The 19,778-nt window shown below is 64.1% G+C and carries 20 protein-coding genes; 12 read left to right on the forward strand and 8 right to left on the reverse strand.

Annotated elements, in window-relative coordinates:
- Window positions 1–192 (forward strand): hypothetical protein (locus LZ012_RS17960; protein ID WP_275712301.1); only part of this gene is annotated, 192 nt, incomplete at its 5' end.
- A 21-nt stretch (window positions 193–213) separates the two neighbouring features.
- Here the strand turns inward: LZ012_RS17960 and LZ012_RS17965 are convergent.
- The 3 genes from LZ012_RS17965 to LZ012_RS17975 form a co-directional block, all read right to left on the reverse strand.
- Window positions 214–1,035: a crotonase/enoyl-CoA hydratase family protein gene (locus LZ012_RS17965; RefSeq protein WP_275712302.1), complete on the reverse strand. Its 822-nt coding sequence runs from the start codon at window positions 1,033–1,035 to the stop codon at window positions 214–216.
- Window positions 1,036–1,106: 71 nt separating this feature from the next.
- Window positions 1,107–1,316: a hypothetical protein gene (locus LZ012_RS17970; protein WP_275712304.1), complete on the reverse strand. Its 210-nt coding sequence runs from the start codon at window positions 1,314–1,316 to the stop codon at window positions 1,107–1,109.
- Between the two features lie 34 nt (window positions 1,317–1,350).
- Window positions 1,351–1,935, reverse strand: a complete 585-nt coding sequence (locus LZ012_RS17975) for a cob(I)yrinic acid a,c-diamide adenosyltransferase (protein ID WP_275712305.1) — start codon at window positions 1,933–1,935, stop codon at window positions 1,351–1,353.
- A 60-nt stretch (window positions 1,936–1,995) separates the two neighbouring features.
- On the opposite strand from LZ012_RS17975, the gene hyi reads away from it, so the two are divergent.
- From hyi to LZ012_RS18005, 6 genes are all read left to right on the forward strand, one after another.
- Entirely contained in the window at window positions 1,996–2,769 is a 774-nt protein-coding gene (gene hyi / locus LZ012_RS17980; protein WP_275712390.1) for a hydroxypyruvate isomerase, read from the forward strand.
- Window positions 2,754–4,022, forward strand: a complete 1,269-nt coding sequence (locus LZ012_RS17985; RefSeq protein WP_275712307.1) for a glycerate kinase type-2 family protein — start codon at window positions 2,754–2,756, stop codon at window positions 4,020–4,022. Before hyi ends, LZ012_RS17985 begins: the two co-directional genes overlap by 16 nt.
- Before the next feature lie 10 nt (window positions 4,023–4,032).
- Window positions 4,033–5,517, forward strand: a complete 1,485-nt coding sequence (locus tag LZ012_RS17990) for an FAD-linked oxidase C-terminal domain-containing protein (RefSeq protein ID WP_275712308.1) — start codon at window positions 4,033–4,035, stop codon at window positions 5,515–5,517.
- On the forward strand, window positions 5,517–6,566 hold the full coding sequence (gene glcE, locus LZ012_RS17995; RefSeq protein ID WP_275712309.1) for a glycolate oxidase subunit GlcE: 1,050 nt from the start codon (window positions 5,517–5,519) through the stop codon (window positions 6,564–6,566). Before LZ012_RS17990 ends, glcE begins: the two co-directional genes overlap by 1 nt.
- Window positions 6,566–7,801: a glycolate oxidase subunit GlcF gene (gene glcF, locus LZ012_RS18000; protein WP_275712310.1), complete on the forward strand. Its 1,236-nt coding sequence runs from the start codon at window positions 6,566–6,568 to the stop codon at window positions 7,799–7,801. The genes glcE and glcF overlap by 1 nt, the downstream gene beginning before the upstream one ends.
- Before the next feature lie 80 nt (window positions 7,802–7,881).
- Entirely contained in the window at window positions 7,882–8,682 is an 801-nt protein-coding gene (locus LZ012_RS18005; RefSeq protein ID WP_275712311.1) for a PP2C family protein-serine/threonine phosphatase, read from the forward strand.
- Between the two features lie 58 nt (window positions 8,683–8,740).
- On the opposite strand, the gene LZ012_RS18010 is transcribed toward LZ012_RS18005, so the two are convergent.
- From LZ012_RS18010 to LZ012_RS18025, 4 genes are all read right to left on the reverse strand, one after another.
- Entirely contained in the window at window positions 8,741–10,186 is a 1,446-nt protein-coding gene (locus tag LZ012_RS18010) for a DEAD/DEAH box helicase (protein WP_275712391.1), read from the reverse strand.
- Between the two features lie 159 nt (window positions 10,187–10,345).
- Window positions 10,346–10,711 (reverse strand): response regulator, encoded by a 366-nt coding sequence (locus LZ012_RS18015; RefSeq protein ID WP_275712312.1) that lies wholly within the window; start codon window positions 10,709–10,711, stop codon window positions 10,346–10,348.
- A 1-nt stretch (window position 10,712) separates the two neighbouring features.
- Window positions 10,713–13,241, reverse strand: coding sequence for a sensor histidine kinase (locus LZ012_RS18020; protein WP_275712313.1), 2,529 nt, complete (start codon window positions 13,239–13,241; stop codon window positions 10,713–10,715).
- A gap of 45 nt (window positions 13,242–13,286) precedes the next feature.
- The gene (locus tag LZ012_RS18025) at window positions 13,287–13,718 is read right to left on the reverse strand and encodes a hypothetical protein (protein WP_275712314.1); all 432 of its coding nucleotides are present in this window, start codon (window positions 13,716–13,718) and stop codon (window positions 13,287–13,289) included.
- 107 nt (window positions 13,719–13,825) lie between these two features.
- Here LZ012_RS18025 and LZ012_RS18030 point away from each other — a divergent pair, with 107 nt between their 5' ends.
- The 5 genes from LZ012_RS18030 to LZ012_RS18050 all read left to right on the forward strand — a co-directional run bounded on the left by LZ012_RS18030 (window position 13,826) and on the right by LZ012_RS18050 (window position 19,369).
- Window positions 13,826–15,127, forward strand: a complete 1,302-nt coding sequence (locus LZ012_RS18030) for an extracellular solute-binding protein (RefSeq protein WP_275712315.1) — start codon at window positions 13,826–13,828, stop codon at window positions 15,125–15,127.
- Window positions 15,127–15,870, forward strand: a complete 744-nt coding sequence (gene ugpQ, locus LZ012_RS18035; protein ID WP_275712316.1) for a glycerophosphodiester phosphodiesterase — start codon at window positions 15,127–15,129, stop codon at window positions 15,868–15,870. The genes LZ012_RS18030 and ugpQ overlap by 1 nt, the downstream gene beginning before the upstream one ends.
- 66 nt (window positions 15,871–15,936) lie before the next feature.
- Entirely contained in the window at window positions 15,937–16,290 is a 354-nt protein-coding gene (locus tag LZ012_RS18040) for a hypothetical protein (protein WP_275712317.1), read from the forward strand.
- A 158-nt stretch (window positions 16,291–16,448) separates the two neighbouring features.
- Window positions 16,449–19,070: an alanine--tRNA ligase gene (gene alaS, locus LZ012_RS18045; protein ID WP_275712318.1), complete on the forward strand. Its 2,622-nt coding sequence runs from the start codon at window positions 16,449–16,451 to the stop codon at window positions 19,068–19,070.
- Window positions 19,067–19,369: a hypothetical protein gene (locus LZ012_RS18050; protein WP_275712319.1), complete on the forward strand. Its 303-nt coding sequence runs from the start codon at window positions 19,067–19,069 to the stop codon at window positions 19,367–19,369. The genes alaS and LZ012_RS18050 overlap by 4 nt, the downstream gene beginning before the upstream one ends.
- Before the next feature lie 23 nt (window positions 19,370–19,392).
- Here the strand turns inward: LZ012_RS18050 and LZ012_RS18055 are convergent, their stop codons facing one another.
- The gene (locus LZ012_RS18055) at window positions 19,393–19,767 is read right to left on the reverse strand and encodes a hypothetical protein (RefSeq protein ID WP_275712320.1); all 375 of its coding nucleotides are present in this window, start codon (window positions 19,765–19,767) and stop codon (window positions 19,393–19,395) included.
- Window positions 19,768–19,778: the final 11 nt, after the last annotated feature.

The raw sequence follows: 19,778 nt of genomic DNA on the forward strand, positions 1-19,778 counted from the left end.
ACGCCAGACTCCCATACTAAAAACCCCCTCCGAGAAATCGGTAGGGGGTTTTTGCTTTGGATCTGTAAAATCTATCCGCTCTACCAACTGGGGCTTGAGGCTTTAGAGCGTCCGTTTCGACTGCTGGCAAGCAAATCAATCGGGAATGCTGCTGAACAGCAGGCCGGCAAAGATACGGGTGGAAACGGCTGAAGTCGGGACAGACTACGATCCTCAGTCTTCAAAGCGCGGTGGGCAATTTTTCTTATGTGCTTGCATGCTTTCGGCAAGATCGACTGAGAGCAGCGCCATGGAGTTCCAAGTGGCAACGTAAGTCAGCCCGTCGGCGATCGAGTGGTCGCGGCTGTAGTTGAGTATTTCTTTGCTACCCCGGATGGCAAGCGGAGATTTGGCTGCGATAGTGACAGCAATTTTGCGAACTCCTGCATTCAGTTCCGAGATCGAGCCGAAAATACGGTTGGCGAGGCCGAGTCGCAGGGCTTCTTCGGCATCGACTTCGCGCCCGGTATAGGCCAGTTCACGGGTGATTCCGTCGCCGATCAGGCGGGGTAGGCGTTGCAGGGTACCGACATCGGCCACCATGCCGACGTCAATTTCCTTGATCGAGAAAAAGGAGTCAGCTGCGACGTAGCGCATGTCGCAGCAGGTGACCAGATCGAGTGCGCCGCCGACACAGGCCCCGTGGATGGCGGCAAGTACGGGCTTGCGGCAGCGTTCGATGCTGCTCAGGCAATCCTGGAGGTTGAGGATCAGGCGGCGCAGGGTTTCGCGGCTGCGGGCGCCGTCGGTGTGGGCGATCCGTTGCTGGATGCTGGCTAGCATACCGAGATCGATGCCAGCGCAAAAATTGTTGCCTTCGCCGCTCAGGATGGCGACGCGGATTTCGATTGTGCCATCCACCCACTCGAAAACCTGGCGGATTTCCTGCCACATGGCGTCGTTTATGGCATTGGATCGGTTCGGGCGGTTGAGCCGGATATCGGCAATGTGGTCGGCGACGGTGATGCTGATCGTGGCAAGCTGCGGAATGTTCATCGGGCTGTCTCCTGGTGGAATGCTTTTCCCCGATGTTACGCGTTTCGGTTCAGACTACCGATCTTTCATGCTCAAGCCATGCTGGCGAGGGCTGCGGCAAGGTCGGAGTGATCGCTGTTGGCCACGCCACCGCTGCCCTGACTTTCTATTTCGACGATATAACCGGCCTGTTGCAGCTGTTCCGCCCAGTATTCGGTGTGTTGGCGCGACGGATGCCAAGGCCCCTTTTCGACGATGGGGCGGGCAATTCCGTTGCGATAGGTGGTGATGACGCGGAACACGATTCAATGTACTGCTCAGGCCGGTGGTATCGTTTCAGACGGCGTTCTTGCCTTTTTGCCACAGCACGTCACCCCGGCCGCCGGCACGGTTGAGCAGGCGGCCAAGAATGAAGAGCAGATCCGACAGGCGGTTGATGTAACGACGCGCTGCGTCGGAGAGCGGTTCGGCGCCATGCAGACGTACCATGGCACGCTCGGCACGGCGACATACGGTGCGGCAGAGATGGGCGACGGCAGCCGGGCGGGCGCCGCCGGGCAGGATGAATTCCTTGAGCATCGGCAGGTCGTGGTTGAACTCCTCGGCCAGTTCCTCGAGGCGGGCGACCTGGGCATCCTTCATGACGGCCATGCCGGGCAGGCACAGTTCGCCGCCGAGGTCGAATAGGTCGTGTTGGATGTCGAGCAGCGCGGCGCGGACGGGTTCAGGCAGTTCCTCACACAGCAGCAGGCCAATGCTGGAGTTCAGTTCGTCAACCTCGCCGATGGCGTCGATGCGCAGGCTGTCCTTGGTCGTCCGGCTGCCATCGCCGAGCCCGGTGGTGCCGGCATCGCCGGTCCGAGTGACGATCTTGGACAGGCGGTTACCCTTGCGTTCGGTGTCGTTGCGCTTCTCGGTCACGATGTTTCTCCTTGTATGGCGAGATTATACTGACAGGCCGTGCTAGAGACTGTCGTGACCATGCCAAAGTTCGCTGCCAACCTGAGTTTCCTGTTCACCGACCACATTTTCCGGGAGCGATTTCGACTGGCCGCCGCCGCTGGTTTCCAGGGCGTCGAGTACCTTTTTCCCTATGACTGGCCGGCGTCCGAGGTGGCCGAATGGCTGAAGGCGGCGGATGTCGAGCAGGTGCTGTTCAATCTGCCGCCGGGCGACTGGGCCAATGGCGAGCGCGGTCTGGCCTGCTTGCCGGACCGCCAGGGCGAGTTCGCCGAAGGTGTCGAACAGGCGTTGAATTACGCGATGGTGCTCGATTGCCAGCGTGTGCATTGCATGGCCGGCTTGCGGCCATGGGCCGTTGCGGAGGCCGAACTGGAGGCCGTCTATGTCGCCAACCTGCGCCATGCAGCCGATCGCTTCGCAACCATAGGGGCGACGGTCATGGTTGAACCGATAAACAGCCGCATCGACATGCCGGGTTACTGGCTGGACGGTATCGACAAGGCGCTGCGCCTGATCGAAAGCATCGACCGCAGCAACGTCAAGCTGCAACTCGATCTCTACCATGCGCAAATCATCCAGGGCGATCTGGCGCGGACGATAGAGGAAAACATCGCGCAGATCGGCCATGTCCAGATTGCCGACAATCCGGGGCGCCATGAACCGGGAACCGGGGAAATCAATTATCCCTTCCTGTTTTCAGTTCTCGACCGCCTAGGCTATGCCGGCTGGATCGGCTGTGAATACAAACCACTGGCGACAACCGAGGAGGGGCTGGGATGGATGCCGAAATGAAGGGGTACGACATCCTGCGCCGCCTGTTTGACGTCGCGCTCGCCGCTTCCGATCCGGCGCTGTGCGTGCCGCCGCATTTGCCGGCGGATGACGGCGGACGCCTGATCGTCATCGGCGCCGGCAAAGCGTCGGCGGCCATGGCGCGCGCTGTTGAGCAGCATTGGTCCGGGCCGCTGGAAGGACTGGTCGTGACGCGCTACGGCCATGGTGTGCCGTGCGACCGGATCGAAATTGTCGAGGCCGCGCATCCGGTACCGGACGCTGCCGGTGAAGCGGCCGCCGCGCGCATCCTGCATAAGGTGTCGGGGCTGAATCCGGGCGACCGTGTGCTGGCGCTGATTTCGGGCGGCGGCTCGGCCTTGCTGGCGGCGCCGGCGGACGGCTTGTCGCTGCCCGATAAACGGGCGATCACGTCCGCCCTGTTGAAATCCGGGGCTTCGATAGGCGAAATCAATTGCGTGCGCAAGCATCTGTCAGCGATCAAGGGCGGCCGCCTGGCTGCTGCTGCATGGCCTGCCAGCGTACTGACCCTGGCCATTTCGGACGTGCCGGGCGACGATCCGGCGGTGATCGCTTCCGGGCCGACCGTGGCCGATCCGACGACGGCGGCCGAGGCGTTGGCGATTCTCGATTTCTACGCCATCGACCTGTCGGGCGACCTGCGCCAGCGTCTGGCCTCGGCGGAACTGGAAACGCCGAAGCCGGGAGACCGGCGGCTGGCCAACAGCGAATATCGGATGATCGCCAGCCCGCGCCAGATGCTCGAGGCGGCGGCCGGCGAGGCGCGCCGGTTGGGTATCACCCCGCTCATTCTCGGCGATGCGATCGAAGGCGAGGCGCGCGAAGTGGGCAAGGTACTGGCCGGCATCGCGCTGTCCTGCACGCGCAACGGTTTTCCCGCCAGCGGGCCGTGCGTTTTGCTCTCCGGGGGGGAAACCACCGTCACGGTCCGCGGCGAAGGGCGCGGTGGGCGCAATACGGAATTCCTGCTCGGCCTGGCGCTGGCCCTCGGCGGTGCGCCCGGTATCGATGCCCTGGCGGCCGACACCGACGGGATCGACGGCAGCGAGGACAACGCCGGCGCCTTCGTCGGGCCGGATAGCCTGCAACGCGCCAAGGCGCTCGGTCTCGACCTGCGGCAGCATCTGGCCGACAACGATGCATGGTATTGTTTTTCCCGGCTCGGCGATTTGCTGGTGACCGGGCCGACACGCACCAACGTCAACGATTTTCGCGCCATCCTGATCAGGTGATACAGCCATCATGACGACAACAGACGACGCTGCTTTTGCGGTAGATAAATCGGGCCTGGTTCGGCGTCTCCGGCTTTTTTTGCCGGAGCGCTGTCTGTTGGCCGAGGAAGAGGATCTGCGTCCCTATGAATGCGACGGGCTGACGGCCTATCGCGAACTGCCGCTGGTGGTCTGCCTGCCGGAGACCGAGGCGCAGGTCATCGACATCCTGCGCACTTGCCATCAGCTGGCCGTGCCGGTCGTCGCTCGTGGCGCCGGTACCGGCCTTTCCGGCGGCGCGATGCCGCATGCCCAAGGCGTTGTGCTGTCGCTGGCCCGCTTCAACAAGATCCTGCGCGTCGATCCGCTCGCTCGGCTGGCGGTGGTCCAACCCGGGGTGCGTAACCTGGCGGTATCCGAGGCGGCGGCGCCGCACGGCCTCTATTACGCGCCCGATCCCTCGTCGCAGATCGCCTGCACCCTGGGCGGCAACGTCGCCGAGAACTCGGGTGGTGTGCATTGCCTGAAGTACGGCCTGACTGTTCATAACGTGTTGCGCATCCGCGTCGTCAGCATCGAGGGCGAGGTGTTCGAAATCGGCAGCGAGGGGCCGGACGCGCCGGGCTACGATTTGCTCGCGCTGCTCATCGGCTCCGAGGGCATGCTCGGCGTAGTCACCGAAGTGACCGTCAAGCTGGTGCCCAAGCCCGAACTGGCGCAGGTTGTCATGGCCTCCTTCAACGACGTGGCAAAAGCCGGCGATGCGGTGGCCGCCATTATCGCCGCCGGCATCATCCCGGCCGGTCTGGAAATGATGGACAAGCCGGCGACGGCCGCTGTCGAACCCTTCGTCAAGGCCGGCTACGACCTGGAGGCCGAGGCCATCCTACTCTGCGAAGCGGACGGTACGCCGGAGGAGGTGGCCGACGAAATCGCCCGGGTGACCGCCGTTCTAACGCAAGCCGGAGCCGGCAACATCAAGGTGTCCGGCTCGGAAGCCGAACGCCTGCGCTTCTGGGCCGGGCGTAAGGCGGCCTTCCCGGCGGTCGGCCGCATCACGCCGGATTACTACTGCATGGACGGCACCATTCCGCGCAAGCGGCTGGCCGAGATGCTGTCGGCCATCGTCGCCATGGAGAAGAAATACGGCCTGCGCTGCGCCAACGTCTTCCATGCCGGCGACGGCAACCTGCATCCGTTGATCATGTACGACACCGCGCAGCCGGGCAGTTGGGAGCGAGCCGAGGCCTTTGGCGCGGAAATCCTCGAATTGTCGGTGGCGCTCGGCGGCTCGATCACCGGCGAGCACGGCGTCGGCGTCGAGAAAATCAACCAGATGTGCGTGCAGTACACGACCCCCGAGTTGGACGCCTTCCGCCGCATCAAGTCGGCCTTCGACGAGACCGGCCTGCTCAATCCCGGCAAGGCGGTGCCCAGCCTGCATCGCTGCGCCGAATACGGGCGCATGCATGTCCACCATGGCGACCTGAAATTTCCGGAACTGGAGCGCTTCTGATGACCCTCGACCAGATCGTTCAGGCCGTCAAGGCGGCGCATGACGTACATAGCGCGCTGCGCATCCGCGGTGCTGGCAGCAAGGATTTTTACGGCGGCATGCTGTCCGGTGACGTGCTGGATGTCTCGGGCTATCGCGGCATCGTGGCCTATGAGCCGACCGAACTGTACGTCACGGCCAAATGCGGCACGCCGCTGAGCGAAATCGAGGCGGCGTTGGATGAGAAAGGGCAGATGCTGGCTTTCGAGCCGCCGCACTTTGCCGGGGCCACGGTCGGTGGCTGCGTCGCGGCCGGCCTGTCCGGTCCGCGCCGGCAGCAGGCTGGAGCGGTGCGTGATTTCATGCTGGGAACCAAGCTGGTGGATGGTACCGGGCAGGTCTTGAATTTCGGCGGCCAGGTCATGAAGAATGTCGCTGGCTACGACGTGTCACGTCTGCTGGTCGGCAGCCTGGGCACCTTGGGCGTGCTGGCCGAGGTGACGCTGAAAGTGTTGCCCCGGGCAACGGCTGAGCAGACGCTGGTCTTCACAGTGGATGAACGGGAAGCCATCGCCCGGCTCAATCAATGGAGCGGCCACCCGCTGCCGATTTCAGCGTCGTTCTGGCATGACGGAAAGCTGTGGCTGCGCCTCTCCGGGGCACCGGCCGCAGTCGATGCCGCCCGCCGCAAGCTGGGCGGCGATGTGCAAGGCGACATGGGGCAGCACTGGGAATCAGTGCGCGAACAGACGCATCCGGCTTTTTCCGGCGACATCCTGTGGCGTCTGGCCCTGCCGTCGACGGCCGGCGAACCGGGGTTGGCTGGCTTGCGCGCCATCGAATGGGGCGGGGCGCTGCGCTGGTATGCCGGCGAGCAGGAGGCGGTGCGCGGGGCGGCCAGCCGGCTTGGCGGCCACGCTGTGCTGTACCGCGCGCCGGAGTCCCTACGTTGCCGGGAGGGCGCTTTCGCGTCGCTGTCGCCGGCGCTGCTCGCCTTGCACCGCCGCCTGAAAGAGTCCTTCGATCCGAAGGGCATCCTGAATCCCGGTCGTTTGTACGCGGAGTTCTGATGGAAACCAGAATCACTGACGAGTTGCGGGCCACGCATGACGGCCAGGTGGCCGAGGAAATCCTGCGCAAATGCGTGCATTGCGGTTTCTGCACGGCAACCTGTCCGACTTACCAACTGCTCGGCGACGAACTCGACGGGCCGCGCGGCCGCATCTACCTGATCAAGCAGGTGCTCGAGGGCAAGCCGGTCACTGAGAAGACGCGCACCCATCTCGATCGCTGCCTGACCTGCCGTTCCTGCGAAACGACCTGCCCGTCGGGCGTCAAATACAGCCATCTCCTCGATGTCGGGCGGGCCGTGGTCGAAGAGAAACTGCCGCGGCGCCTGGGCGATGCCGTGACGCGCGCCTTGCTCAGGACGGTGCTGCCCAATCCTGCCCTGTTTGGCCCTCTGGTAGCGGCGGCGCGGGTGGCCAAACCCTTGCTGCCCTCGTCGCTGGCCGACAAGCTGCCACCGGCGCCTGGCGCTGGCCGGCCGTGGCCGCCGGCAGCAGCGCATGCCCGGCGCATGCTGGTGCTAGCCGGTTGCGTCCAGCCGTCGCTGGCCCCCAATATCAATGGGGCGACGGCCCGTATCCTCGATCGTCTCGGCATCGCCTTGTTCGAGGAAGCCAAGGCGGGCTGTTGCGGTGCCTTGCGCTTTCATCTGAACGACCAGGCGGCCGGCAAGGATGATATGCGCCGCAATATCGACGCCTGGTGGCCGCATATCGAAGCCGGGATCGAAGCCATAGTCGTGACCGCTTCCGGCTGTGGCGTCCAAGTCAAGGATTACGGCCACGTCCTAGCCGACGATGCGGCCTATGCCCAGAAGGCGGCACGGATCAGCGCGCTCTGCCGCGACCCTTCCGAGATTCTAGTGGCCGAGAAGGACCGGCTGCTTCCCCTGGTGCAACATGCGCCCGGGGCGCAGGTCAAGCTGGCCTTCCATTCACCCTGCACGCTGCAGCATGGTTTGAAGATACGAGGGGTGATCGAAGAGCTGCTCCAGGCGGCCGGCTATGCGCTGACCCCAGTGGCCGACAGCCATCTGTGCTGCGGTTCGGCCGGTACCTATTCGGTACTGCAGCCGGAACTGGCCGATCGCCTGCGCAGCAACAAGCTGGCGGCGCTCAATGCCGGCGGGCCGGCCCTGGTGGCCACCGCCAACATCGGTTGCCTGACCCATCTGCAAGCGGGCGGCGGATTGCCGGTGCGCCACTGGGTAGAGGTCATCGACGAAGCCTTGTCCTGATTCGATATTTTGCCGCGCAACGCGGTTAAGCGACCGCTTTCCGTTTCGTGATAACCTTCCCTCCCAAAAAAGGAGGATGGATGTCGATAGCAATCGATGCCTGCGCAGCACAGCATCAGGGAGATCGGAAAGAACAGCAGGATCGCGTCGCGATCCTGCCGCATGCCCGCCGCAAGGGGGTAGCGCTGGCGGTGGTCGCCGACGGCATGGGCGGGCACACCGGCGGCGCGCTGGCGGCCGAACAGGTGGTGCATACCGCCAAAACCAACCTCGACCATTTCATCGGCACTGACGAATCACCGCAGCACATGCTCCAAAACAGCATGCAGGAGGCGCACACCATGATCAAGGCGTCGCGCTTCATGAACGAAATGGACCCGCACAGTACGGCGGTCATGCTGCTTCTGCAACCCGGGCGCGTGACCTGGGGGCACTGCGGCGACAGCCGTCTGTATCATTTCCGCGGCAAGCAACTGGTGCGCCGGACCATCGACCACTCCTACGTCGAACATCTCATCGCCACGGGGAAAATTACCCCGGCCGAGGCGCTGAACCACCCCAACCGTAACGTGCTGCTCGCGTCGCTGGGCGGTCAGGAAGATCCCAAGATCACCCTCGACGAGGTGAGCGAACTGGTGGCGGGCGATTCTTTCGTTCTCTGCTCCGACGGCTTGTGGGCCTATTTCGACGATCTCGAGCTGGGCACGCTGATCGCCGACAATTCCGCTCGCCAGGCTTGCGAAATCCTGATCGACAAGGCGCGGCAACGGGGCAAGGGCGGCGGCGACAACCTGTCGCTGGCGATCATCAAGCTGATCGATGCCTTGCCACCGAAGAAGCCGGCCCCGCCGCCGGGTTTTGTGCCGCGCCCCCGGGGCTGAGACGGGCCAGACGCAAAAACGGCGCCTTCGCGGCGCCGTTTTTTCTTTGTCAGCCCTGTTATTTGCGGCCGAGTCCGCCGAGAAGGGCGGCGACGACCCGTTTCGGCTTGTGCGGGTCGGCTTTGGGCGGCGCCGTGGGCGAATCCGGGACATCGCCGCGCGGAGTGGTTTCTTCGTACGGCTTGCTGAAGTCGAAGCCGTCAGCGGCGATCATCGGGTTGCGGCGCGGGCGGCGCTCCTGGCGGTCGCTGCGTTCCGGACGGCCGGTGCGGTCGCCACGCTCGGGGCGCTGGGCGACCGGGGCGACGACTGGCGGGGCATGGCGCTTGCGTTTGTTGCCCGGGGGGTATTCGTATTCCGGTTCCGGTTCGAAGCCGGCTACTTCGATCTGCTCGATCGGCCGCTTGATCAGCTTTTCGATATCGACCAGATAGCCGACTTCGTGCGCGCTGACCAGCGAAATGGCATTACCCATCTTGCCGGCGCGACCGGTGCGGCCAATGCGGTGCACGTAGTCTTCCGGCGTGTGCGGCAGTTCGTAGTTGATGACATAGGGCAGGTCATCGACGTCGAGGCCGCGGGCGGCGACGTCGGTGGCGATCAGCGCGTGCGTTTCACCGGCCTTGAAGGCGTCGAGTGCCTTGATGCGGTCGAGCTGGCTCTTGTCGCCGTGGATGGCGTCGGCCTGGATGCCGGAGCGCTGCAGTTCGCGGGTCAGGCGCGAGCAACCCTGCTTGGTGCGCATGAAGACGATGCACTGACGGATTTCGCCGGACTTGAGCAGCTTGGTCAGCAGGCCGCGCTTGCCGTATTCGGAAACCGGATGGACGCGGTGGGTGATGGTGTCCGACACCTGGTTGCGGCGCGCGACTTCGACCAGCACCGGCGACTGCAGCATGGTGTCGGCCAGCTTCTTGATCTCTTCCGAGAAGGTGGCCGAGAAGAGCAAGCTCTGGCGTTGGGCCGGCAGCATCTTGAGGATGCGCGTGACGTCGGGGATGAAGCCCATGTCGAGCATGCGGTCGGCTTCGTCGAGGACCAGGGCCTGCACCGAGTTGAAGCTGACGCTCTTGTTCTCGACGTGGTCGAGCAGGCGGCCCGGCGTGGCGACGAGGATTTCGACGCCCTTTTTCAGTTCGGCGATCTGCGGCTTGATGTCGACGCCGCCGAAGGCGCACATGGCGCGGATCGGTGTGTGCTTGCTGTAGGCCTTGACCGACTCGAAGACTTGCAGCGCCAGTTCGCGGGTCGGCGCGAGGATCAGGGCGCGCACCGGGTGCTTGGCCGGCGACGGGCTGCTGCTGGCGAAGGGCAGGATGCGCTGCAGGATGGGCAGCGTGAAGGCGGCCGTCTTGCCGGTGCCGGTCTGCGCGCCGCCCATGATGTCCTTGCCGCTGATGACGAGCGGAATGGCCTTGGCCTGGATCGGCGTCGGCTTGGTGTAGCCCTCGTCGGTGACGGCACGCAGCAGTTCGGGCGCGAGGCCGAGGTCGGCAAAGGTGATTTCGGGGGCTGCTTCGGCAGCCGGGGCGTCGGCGGAGACGCCGGCTAAGGTATTGATTTCAGACATGGGGCCGGATTATACGCCTACCGGCAACTGTCGGTCAGATTACCTAAGCAGTCTGTCGGATGACGAGAGAAATGTGCTTCCGGCCAGGTCCGGCTACAGGTCGCCGACCAGGTTTTCCAACTGTTGTCGGGTGATCGGCTTGACCAGTACTTCGTCGAAGCCGCCAGCCAGCAGGCGTTGCCGGTCCTCGGCAAAGGCATGCGCGGTATAGGCGATGATTTTGAGCGGGCTGCCGTCATGGGCGGCACGCAGCTGGCGGCAGGTTTCCTCGCCGGACAGGCCGGGCATGCTGATATCGAGCAGGATCAGGCGCAAGTCGTTTTCCCGGCTCAGGGCCAGGGCGGACAGGCCGTCCGACGCTTCCAGCACGCTCCATCTCAGGCGTTTGAGCAGGGTCGCGGCGAGCAGGCGGTTGGTGTAATGGTCGTCGACGACGAGGGCCAGGCGTTGTTCATTCATGTCAGCCCTCCACGGGCAGATAGACGGTAAAGGTCGAACCGATGCCCGGCGCGGAATCAACCGCGATGCGACCGTGCAGGTGGTCGACCAGTTGTTTGACCAGGGCCAGACCCAGACCGGTCCCTCCGTGTTCCCGGGTCAGGAAATGTTCGAGCTGCTTGAATTTCTCGAAGATGGTGTCCAGGCTTTCGGCCGGGATGCCGACACCGGTGTCGCGCACGGCAAAGGCGATGTGGCCGTCCACCAAGCTTACCTTGAGGCTGACTTCGCCGTACGCTGTAAATTTGACGGCATTGCTCAACAAATTGTTCAGAATCTGGCGCAGCCGGGTCGGGTCGGTCAGGAACTCCGCGGGCAGATTTTCCGCCATGTCCAGCGTGAACTGCAGGGCTTTCTTCTCGGCCGCGACCCGATGCCCGGCGACGCATTCGTCCACGATGCCGGCGATGGAGACCGGGGCATACTTGAAGATCATTTCGCCGGATTCGATCTTGGCCAGATCGAGAATTTCGTTGACCAGATTGAGCAGGTGTTCGCCGCTGCGCCGGATGATGGAGGCGTATTCCCGGTGCTCCGGCTTTTCCACGTCGTACTGCAGCAGATCGGCGAAACCGAGGATACCGTTGAGCGGGGTGCGCAGTTCATGTGACATGGTGGCCAGGAAGGCCGATTTCTGGCGGCTGGCCTCTTCGGCCTCTTCCCGTGCCTCGTCGAGCCGGCGGAAGGACTCTTCGACCGAGTCGGCCATGTGGTTGAAGGAACTGGCCAGTTCGCCCATTTCGTCTGTCGACCGGGCATCCAGGCGGCGGCTCAGGTCGCCGTTCTGGAAAGCGTGGATGCCGTCGATCATGCCGGTGATGCGCCCGGTCAAGACACCGGCCATCCACACGGCAATGCCGATGACGACGACGACCATGAGTAGGGTCGAGCCCCACAGACCAAGCGCCGTCGAGGCCAGGCTGCTGGCGATGTGCTCGAGCAGCGCACCACGCTGCGCCTTGAAATCGCGATCCTTTTCTTCGACCAGGGTGTTGATCCGGGATGCAGTGTCGGTCGCTGCCTTGTGAAATTCATCGACGTTGGCGCCGATGGTTACGAAGCCGAAACCCTGCGGCGTCTTGCCGTACTGGCCGGTGTAATAGGGAATGGCGGCGGCGGTGGTCAGTTTCCACAGGCCGGAGAAGAAGATGACGAAGGAACCCGAGCCGCCGTGTTCGGTCACTGCGTTCCAGCCGTCGCACTGCGGCGAGAAATTCAGGTAGCGGCAGTCGAGGCCGACCGTGCCGGCCTTGGCCAGCGCCTTGGCCGGCTTGCGCTTGAGGTTCTGGTCGCGGAAGGGCGGAATGCCGGCCAGGAATTCGTCGGACGGTTTGCCGCTGGCCTGCCACTCGGCATACAGGTCTTCATCCATCCAGGGTGTCGCCGGGTGTCCGGTTTGCGGGTCGTAGCCGACGATCATGTAGTCGCGCGGATGGGAAATGGCGCGGCTGTTGTGGTCCCACAGGAAGGCGTAGTTGCCCTTGATGGCGTCGGCGATCGGCGTGTAGCGCTCCGCAGTCGGCATCAGGCGGTCGGAATATTGGCGGATATGGTCGTGGTCCAGGGCCAGCGTCACGTAACCCTCGATCCGGCCTCCCTTGAGCACCGGCATGGCCCAGCGGACGATGCCGCGGAAGCGCCTGCCGAGAGGGTTTTCTGTCCCGGCATAGGCCGATTCCTGCGGCGTGAACGGCTTGCCGGCCTTGTCCAGCGTCGCCGGCAGGTAGGGGCCGATGACCTGGGTTGGCACATAGGCGCCGATGACGTCGGAGACGTAGATTTCTCCTGGATTCAGCTTCTTCAGTTCGGCGAAATAGCTTTCCGCCTTGACGAAGGTGTTCGCCGGGTTGGTGATGTTGCGCAGTGTTTTGTCGGTCAGGTCGCCGCGGGTCACCTTGATCTTTTCGTTGCCGGCCAGGTCGATGTAGGTCATTTCGACGAATAGCGGGCGCCGTTCGGCTTCCCCGAGATATTCCGCCGGCCGGGCATGGAAATCTTTGGCGTTGTCGGCCAGGATGGGGCGGGTAACCTTGGCGTCGCGGACGACCGGGGTTTCCGGAACCCACGACTTGCCGTCGGCGGCCAGTTGCCACGGGCCGTGCCGGTAAAGCTCGCGCTGGCGTTCGGCCAGGAAGCGGGCAAACGCCGCGGCGGATGGTTCGAGCGCCGCCGCCTGCCGGATGTCGGCGTCCCGGTCGTACAGGAAGCTGGCGATTTCCCGGGCGGTATGGGTGGTCATCGCCTCGATGGCCTCCCGGGAGCGCAGGTCGAGGGCTCGAATCGAATCGTCAGTGACCGTCTGGCCGATAGACTTCATGGTCGCCAGCATGCTGTCGGCCATGCCGGCGGCCTTGCCCGATACGTCGTCGCCCAGCTGATTCGTCGCCAGCCAGGCAAATCCAGCGAGCAGCAGCAGCGGAACCACCTTGATCGCCACGAAGATGGCGATCAGCTTGCCGCGAATCCCCGTCATGTAGGCTGGCGGGCGCATCAGTATCCTCCCTCGGCGGCGCTAATCCGCCCCGGCAATCGCCATTTAGTGTTTGTCCGCTTTTTTCTCGCTGTCGGCCCTGGCTTCCGCCTTGGCCTCGGACTTCACTTCCGCCTTGGTTTCGGCCTTCGCTTCGCCTACTGGTGCGTCCTCGGTGGTTTTCCTGGCTTTCTTCTTGGTGCCCGGCGGTTCGGGGGGCGGCAGTTGCGGGGCAACGGTTTCCAGCTTGTTTTCCCGCATGTATTCGTCCATCTCGCGCCAGCCGGCGTAGATGCCGGCCTTGGGCAGCCAGCCGTAGATGGCGTAGCAGTCCTCGATGGCGCGTCCCGATTGCCGGCATGCGCTGCCGACGGCCTTGGCCTCGGGTTCCATGCGGGCTTCTTTCTTGGCCGGATCTTCCAGGCCCAGCTTCTGTTCGATCTGGTCGCAGGCCGTCAGGGCAAGGGCGGCAATGAGGGCAGGAATGAGCTTGTACATGGCCGCGATTCTCGCATATTTGCGAAAAATGTGGGGCCGCGTAGCCCCTCGTGGTCCCTTGTTCGGCGGGTATAATGGCCCACTTTTCGCCCCCCTTTGGAGTACCCATGCAGCATCGCATTCTCCCTTCCGTCATCGCCGTTGCCCTGGCTTGCGCAGGTTCGTCGGCAATGGCCGCCAAGCCCGCCAAAGCAGTCGCCAAGCCGGCACCGGTAGCCCAGGCCGCGGCCGATTTCGAACTCGCGCACAACCTGGGGCCGGTGGGCGAGGAGCAGTTGCAGGCGGTGGTCGATCGCTTCAACAAGGAGACCGGTGGCAATCTGAAACTGACTCGCCTGGAAAAGGGCGAGAAGCCGGCTGGCCTGAATCTGGTGCGCCGTTACGACATGACCGAGGTGCTGACGCAGCCGAAGAATTTCGTGCCGCTCCACGAAATGATGGCCAAGGCCGGGCAGCCGCTGAAGCTGACCGACCTGTCGGCCGACCTGAAGTCCGGCGTGGTTGATGGCAAGGGGCGCCTGGTCGCCCTACCGCTGGTCTATTCGACCCCGGTGCTGTTCTACAACAAGAACGCTTTCCGCAAGGCCAAGCTGGATCCCGAGCAGCCGCCGAAGACCTGGTTCGAAATGCAAGGCGTGCTCGACAAGCTTCAGGATGCCGGCTATGCCTGCCCGTACACCTCGTCGTGGCCGGTTTGGGTGCATATCGACAACGTCAGCGCCGTATCCGGCGTGCCGGCGGTCAATGAAAAAGGCGTGCTGACCTTCAATGGTCTGCCGCAGGTCAAGCACATCGCGATGATGGCGACGTGGACCAAGGCCAACTACTTCAAGCTGTTCGGCCGCCGCAATGAAGCCAGCGCCAAGTTCCATGACGGCGAATGCGCGATGATCACCACCGATTCGCGCGAACATATCGATTTCCGCGACGCCAAGGGGGTAGAGCTGGGCGTGGCGCCCATGCCGTACCACGATGACGTTTATGGCGGGCGGCAGAGTTCGCTGGCCGACGGCGCGTCGCTGTGGGCTGGCGCCGGCAAGTCGGCCGCCGAGTACAAGCAGGCGGCGAAGTTCGTTTCCTTCCTGCTGTCGCCGGAAATGCAGGTCGAGCTGGTCCGCGTCTATGGCGGCCTGCCGCTGACCACTGCGGCCCGCTCGGCGGCGCGCAGCAAGTTGCTGCAGGATGGCGACAAGACCCTGGAAGTGGCCTATGCCTCGATGAAGGGGCGCGGCACCTCGCACGTGCCGCACGTCGCCGACGCCGACCCGGTGCGCATCATCGCCAACGAGGAGCTGGAGGCGGTGTGGGCCGACAAGAAGCCGGCCAAGGCGGCGCTCGATACGGCGGTGACGCGCGGCAATGCGGTGCTCGCCGCCAAGGCGGTGCTGAAGAAGGCGCAGCCCTTCTGATGCAACTGCCGCTGCCGCGCTGGTTTGCCCATCGCGGCGGCGGTTCGCTCGCCCCGGAAAACACGCTGGCCGGCATCCGGCTGGCGGCCCGGCTTGGCTATCGGGCCGTCGAATTCGACGTCATGCTGTCGGCTGAGGGCACGCCGGTGGTCATTCACGATGAAACGCTGGAGCGGACGACCAACGGTGTCGGCCGCGTCTGCGACACGCCGGATATCGTGCTTTTTGCCCTCGATGCCGGCGGCGGCGAGCGTATTCCGCGCTTTGCCGAGGCGGCCGCGCTGTGCCGGGAATATGGCCTGCTGGCCAATGTCGAGATCAAGCCGGCGGCAGGCTACGAACGCCAGACAGCCGAGGTGGTTGCCCGCCAGACTTCCGCCCTGTGGCATGGGGCGGCAGTAATGCCGCTGATTTCGTCCTTTTCACTCGAGGCAGTCGCCATCGCCCGCAACCTGGCGCCGGAAATCCCGCGCGGCCTGTTGTTCGAACGGGTGCCTGCGGACTGGCAGCAGGAAATGCAGCGGGTGCAGGCGTTGACGCTGCATTGCAACGCCAGGCATCTGGAGGATGGAGCGCTGGCCGAAGCGCATGCCAAAGGAATTCCGGTTCTCTGCTACACCGTCAATACGCCGGAGCAGGCCCAGGACCTGTTCGGGCGGGGTGTCAGCGCGGTATTTACCGATAGATTGGACCTATTCGCAGCGGAAACAAGTGCTTACAAAGGCTTGCAATTGGGCGGCTGATTTTTAACCCGGTTTAACTTCTAATGCGGCTCAGGGAGTTCGCCCTACACCACAGGAGGAAAAATCATGAAAACCGTCAAAGCACTTGCCGCCATCGCCATCGTTCTGCCGACCCTCGCATTCGCGCAGGCCAACACGCCGGGCATCGATCAGCGCCAGGCCAATCAGGAACGCCGCATCGAGCAGGGCGTCGCTTCGGGCAGCCTTACCCCGCGCGAAGCCAATCGCCTGGAGCGCGGCCAGCAGCACGTCGCCAACATGGAAAGCCGCGCCAAGGCGGATGGCGTGGTGACCCGCCAGGAACGGGCGCGCATTAACCATGCCCAGAACGCCCAGAGCGAGCGCATCTATGAGCAGAAACACGATCGCCAGCACGATTACAACCACAACGGCCGTGTCGATCGTCCGCACCGCCGCTGAACGCCGATTGCTGTTTGCCGAAAACCCGCCGTTGGGCGGGTTTTTCTTTTTGGGCAGGGCCTTGCCGTGCTTTTCCCGTCATCGGCCTGCACTGAAGGCGGGCACTTTCATTTAAAATCGACGGTTTCGAATTCCAACGCCGCAAAGGCCGCCAGCTTATGAAAAGCTCCGAAATCCGTCAGCAGTTCCTCGACTTCTTCGCCTCCAAGGGGCACCAGATCGTGTCCTCCAGTTCGCTGGTGCCGCACGACGACCCGACCCTGCTGTTCACCAACGCCGGCATGAACCAGTTCAAGGACGTTTTCCTCGGTTTCGACAAGCGTCCCTATACCCGCGCCACCACCTCGCAGAAGTGCGTGCGCGCCGGCGGCAAGCACAACGACCTCGAGAACGTCGGCTATACCGCCCGCCACCACACCTTCTTCGAGATGCTGGGCAATTTCAGCTTCGGCGACTATTTCAAGCGCGATGCCATCAAGTACGCCTGGGAACTGCTGACCGACGTCTACAAGCTGCCCAAGGACAAGTTGACGGTCACGGTGTACGCCGAGGACGACGAGGCCTACGACATCTGGACCAAGGAAGTCGGCGTGCCGGCCGACAAGGTCATCCGCATCGGCGACAACAAGGGCGCCCGCTACGCTTCCGACAATTTCTGGATGATGGGCGATACCGGCCCCTGTGGCCCGTGCACCGAGATCTTCTACGACCACGGCCCGCAGCACTGGGGCGGCCCCCCGGGATCGCCTGAGGAAGACGGCGACCGTTTCATCGAAATCTGGAACAACGTCTTCATGCAGTTCAACCGCGACGAGGCCGGCGTCATGCATCCGCTGCCCAAGCCTTCGGTCGACACCGGCATGGGCCTCGAGCGCATCTCGGCTGTCCTGCAGGGCGTGCACGCCAACTACGAAATCGATCTGTTCCAGGCGCTGCTTAAGGCCGCCGCCCGCGAGACCAGCGATGCCGACATGGACAGCCCGTCGCTCAAGGTGCTGGCCGACCACATCCGCGCCTGTTCCTTCCTGCTCGCCGACGGCGTCATCCCGGGCAATGAAGGCCGCGGCTATGTGCTGCGCCGCATCGTCCGCCGCGCTATCCGCCATGGCTACAAGCTGGGTGCCCGCGCCGCCTTCTTCCACAAGATCGTTCCCGATCTGGTCGCCGAAATGGGCGACGCCTACCCCGAACTGAAGGAACACCAGGCCAAGATCATGGCGACGCTGAAGCAGGAGGAAGACCGCTTCTTCGCCACCATCGAGAACGGCATGGAAATCCTCGAAGGCGAACTCGCCGCGATGGCGGCCAAGGGCGTCACGGTGTTCAACGGCGAAACGGCTTTCAAGCTGCACGACACCTATGGCTTCCCGCTCGACCTGACGGCTGACATCTGCCGCGAACGCAACGTCACCGTCGATGCCGCCGCCTTTGATGCGGCGATGGCCCGCCAGAAGGAGCAGGCGCGCGCCGCCGGCAAGTTCAAGATGGCCGCCAACCTTGAGTATGCCGGCCAGGAAACCACCTTCCACGGCTACGAGCGGCTCGAGGCGCGGGCCAAGGTGCTGGCGCTGTACAAGGATGGTGTCGCGGTCGATACGCTTGATGAAGGCGATCTGGGCGTCGTCGTTCTCGATCACACCCCTTTCTACGCCGAGTCCGGCGGCCAGTCTGGCGATCGCGGCGAACTGAAGGGCGCCGGCGGAATCTTTGCGGTCGAGGATACCCTGAAGATCCAGGCTGCCGTCTTCGGCCATCACGGCGTGCTGAAGACCGGCAAGCTGGCGGTCGGCCAGGAAGTCGGTGCCAAGGTCGATGCGATCGCCCGTGCCGCGACCGCCCGCAACCACTCGGTGACCCACCTGATGCACAAGGCGCTGCGCCAGGTGCTCGGCTCGCACGTTCAGCAGAAGGGCTCGCTGGTCGATGCCGACAAGACCCGCTTCGACTTCGCGCACAATGCGCCGATGACTGCCGAGGAAATCCGCGAGGTCGAGGAAATTGTCAATGACGAAATCCTCGCCAATGCCGCTACTGACAGCCGGGTAATGGCTATCGACGATGCCCAGAAATCTGGCGCCATGATGCTGTTCGGCGAGAAGTACGGCGACGAGGTTCGCGTCGTCGGCATCGGCTCGTCGAAGGAACTGTGCGGCGGCACCCACGTCAGCCGAACCGGCGACATCGGCCTGTTCAAGATCGTCTCCGAAGCCGGCGTCGCCGCTGGCGTGCGCCGCGTCGAGGCGATCACCGGTAACAATGCGCTGTCCTACGTTCAGGAGCAGGCGACCCGGATCAACGGCATTTCCGCCTTGTTGAAGACGACGCCCGACGAGATCGCCGAGCGTGTCGTCGGCATCATGGACAACGTCCGCGCACTGGAGAAGGAGCTGGCCCGCCTGAAGTCCAAGCTGGCATCCAGCCAGGGCGACGATCTGGTCAATCAGGCGGTCGACGTCAAGGGCGCCAAGGTGCTCGCCGCGACGCTGGACGGCGCCGATGTGAACGGGCTGCGCGAAACTATGGACAAGCTGAAGGACAAGCTGAAGTCGGCCGCCATCGTGCTGGCTTCGGTAGCCGACGGCAAGGTGACGCTGATCGCCGGCGTCACCGCCGACCTGACCGGCAAGGTCAAGGCCGGCGAACTGGTCAATCAGGTGGCCCAGCAGGTGGGCGGCAAGGGCGGCGGCCGGCCGGACATGGCACAGGCCGGCGGCACTCAGCCGGAAAACCTGCCGGCGGCTCTGGCTTCGGTCGGCGCCTGGGTCGACGGCAAGCTGTGAAAGCCGCTTGCGCGCTGATGCTGCTATTGGCGGCGGGCTCCGGCCTGGCCGCCGAGCTTGATCGCACGCCGCTCGACGCGACGACGGCGGATGGCCAGAAGGTTCGCCTGTTCCCCAATGGACGCTGGGAGTTCGCCGATACGGCGAAAGCCGCCGCGGCACAGAAGGTCGCCGCTGAATACCCGGAAAACAAGACCCGCCCGGTCGAAGCGCAGGGCGGGCTGTTCGGCGTCGGGCGCACCCTGATGCCCGGCGACAAGGACTACAACCGGGGTTCGCTTAATCCCAAGCTACGCTGAGCGGGCGGCGCCCGCCAGGGGCGTTACTCGACCCGGTGCAGCGGAGCAGCGGCCGGTTCGTCGGTCATGCGGACCGCTTCGCCTTCGATGATGGTTGCCGACCGGCGCGGCGAGGACGGCGGCTCGTAAGCCGGACCATTTGCCGATGTGCCGGCATCGGTCGGGTGCTGGCTCGACCATGAACGATTGATTTCCCGGCGCAACTGCCGGGTGCGCCACCACAGCCAGCCGCCCAGGATCAGCCCGGCCACCGCGACGATAACCAGGGCGACCAGCGAAAACATGAAGGCGAGGATCAGGAAGGCCGCGCTCAGCACGAAGGCGAGCAGTTTGGCCAGTGGGCCTCGCGGCGGCTGGGCCAGGGCGTTGGGTCCGAATTGCTGATATGGGCTGTTCATGCGTCGTGGCG

It is taken from the genome of Dechloromonas hankyongensis (genome assembly GCF_022012295.1).
Classification (GTDB): Bacteria; Pseudomonadota; Gammaproteobacteria; order Burkholderiales; family Rhodocyclaceae; genus Azonexus; species Azonexus hankyongensis.

Bases quoted from the DNA above. Each gene is read 5' to 3' on its own strand.
- LZ012_RS18025 (WP_275712314.1), bottom strand. From the start codon at position 13,718: ATGTACAAGCTCATTCCTGCCCTCATTGCCGCCCTTGCCCTGACGGCC.
- LZ012_RS17990 (WP_275712308.1), top strand. From the start codon at position 4,033: ATGACGACAACAGACGACGCTGCTTTTGCGGTAGATAAATCGGGCCTG.
- glcE (WP_275712309.1), top strand. From the start codon at position 5,517: ATGACCCTCGACCAGATCGTTCAGGCCGTCAAGGCGGCGCATGACGTA.
- LZ012_RS18040 (WP_275712317.1), top strand. From the start codon at position 15,937: ATGAAAACCGTCAAAGCACTTGCCGCCATCGCCATCGTTCTGCCGACC.
- LZ012_RS18020 (WP_275712313.1), bottom strand. From the start codon at position 13,241: ATGCGCCCGCCAGCCTACATGACGGGGATTCGCGGCAAGCTGATCGCC.
- LZ012_RS18030 (WP_275712315.1), top strand. From the start codon at position 13,826: ATGCAGCATCGCATTCTCCCTTCCGTCATCGCCGTTGCCCTGGCTTGC.
- LZ012_RS17985 (WP_275712307.1), top strand. From the start codon at position 2,754: ATGGATGCCGAAATGAAGGGGTACGACATCCTGCGCCGCCTGTTTGAC.
- glcF (WP_275712310.1), top strand. From the start codon at position 6,566: ATGGAAACCAGAATCACTGACGAGTTGCGGGCCACGCATGACGGCCAG.
- LZ012_RS17965 (WP_275712302.1), bottom strand. From the start codon at position 1,035: ATGAACATTCCGCAGCTTGCCACGATCAGCATCACCGTCGCCGACCAC.
- LZ012_RS18055 (WP_275712320.1), bottom strand. From the start codon at position 19,767: ATGAACAGCCCATATCAGCAATTCGGACCCAACGCCCTGGCCCAGCCG.
- hyi (WP_275712390.1), top strand. From the start codon at position 1,996: ATGCCAAAGTTCGCTGCCAACCTGAGTTTCCTGTTCACCGACCACATT.
- LZ012_RS18015 (WP_275712312.1), bottom strand. From the start codon at position 10,711: ATGAATGAACAACGCCTGGCCCTCGTCGTCGACGACCATTACACCAAC.
- ugpQ (WP_275712316.1), top strand. From the start codon at position 15,127: ATGCAACTGCCGCTGCCGCGCTGGTTTGCCCATCGCGGCGGCGGTTCG.
- LZ012_RS18005 (WP_275712311.1), top strand. From the start codon at position 7,882: ATGTCGATAGCAATCGATGCCTGCGCAGCACAGCATCAGGGAGATCGG.
- alaS (WP_275712318.1), top strand. From the start codon at position 16,449: ATGAAAAGCTCCGAAATCCGTCAGCAGTTCCTCGACTTCTTCGCCTCC.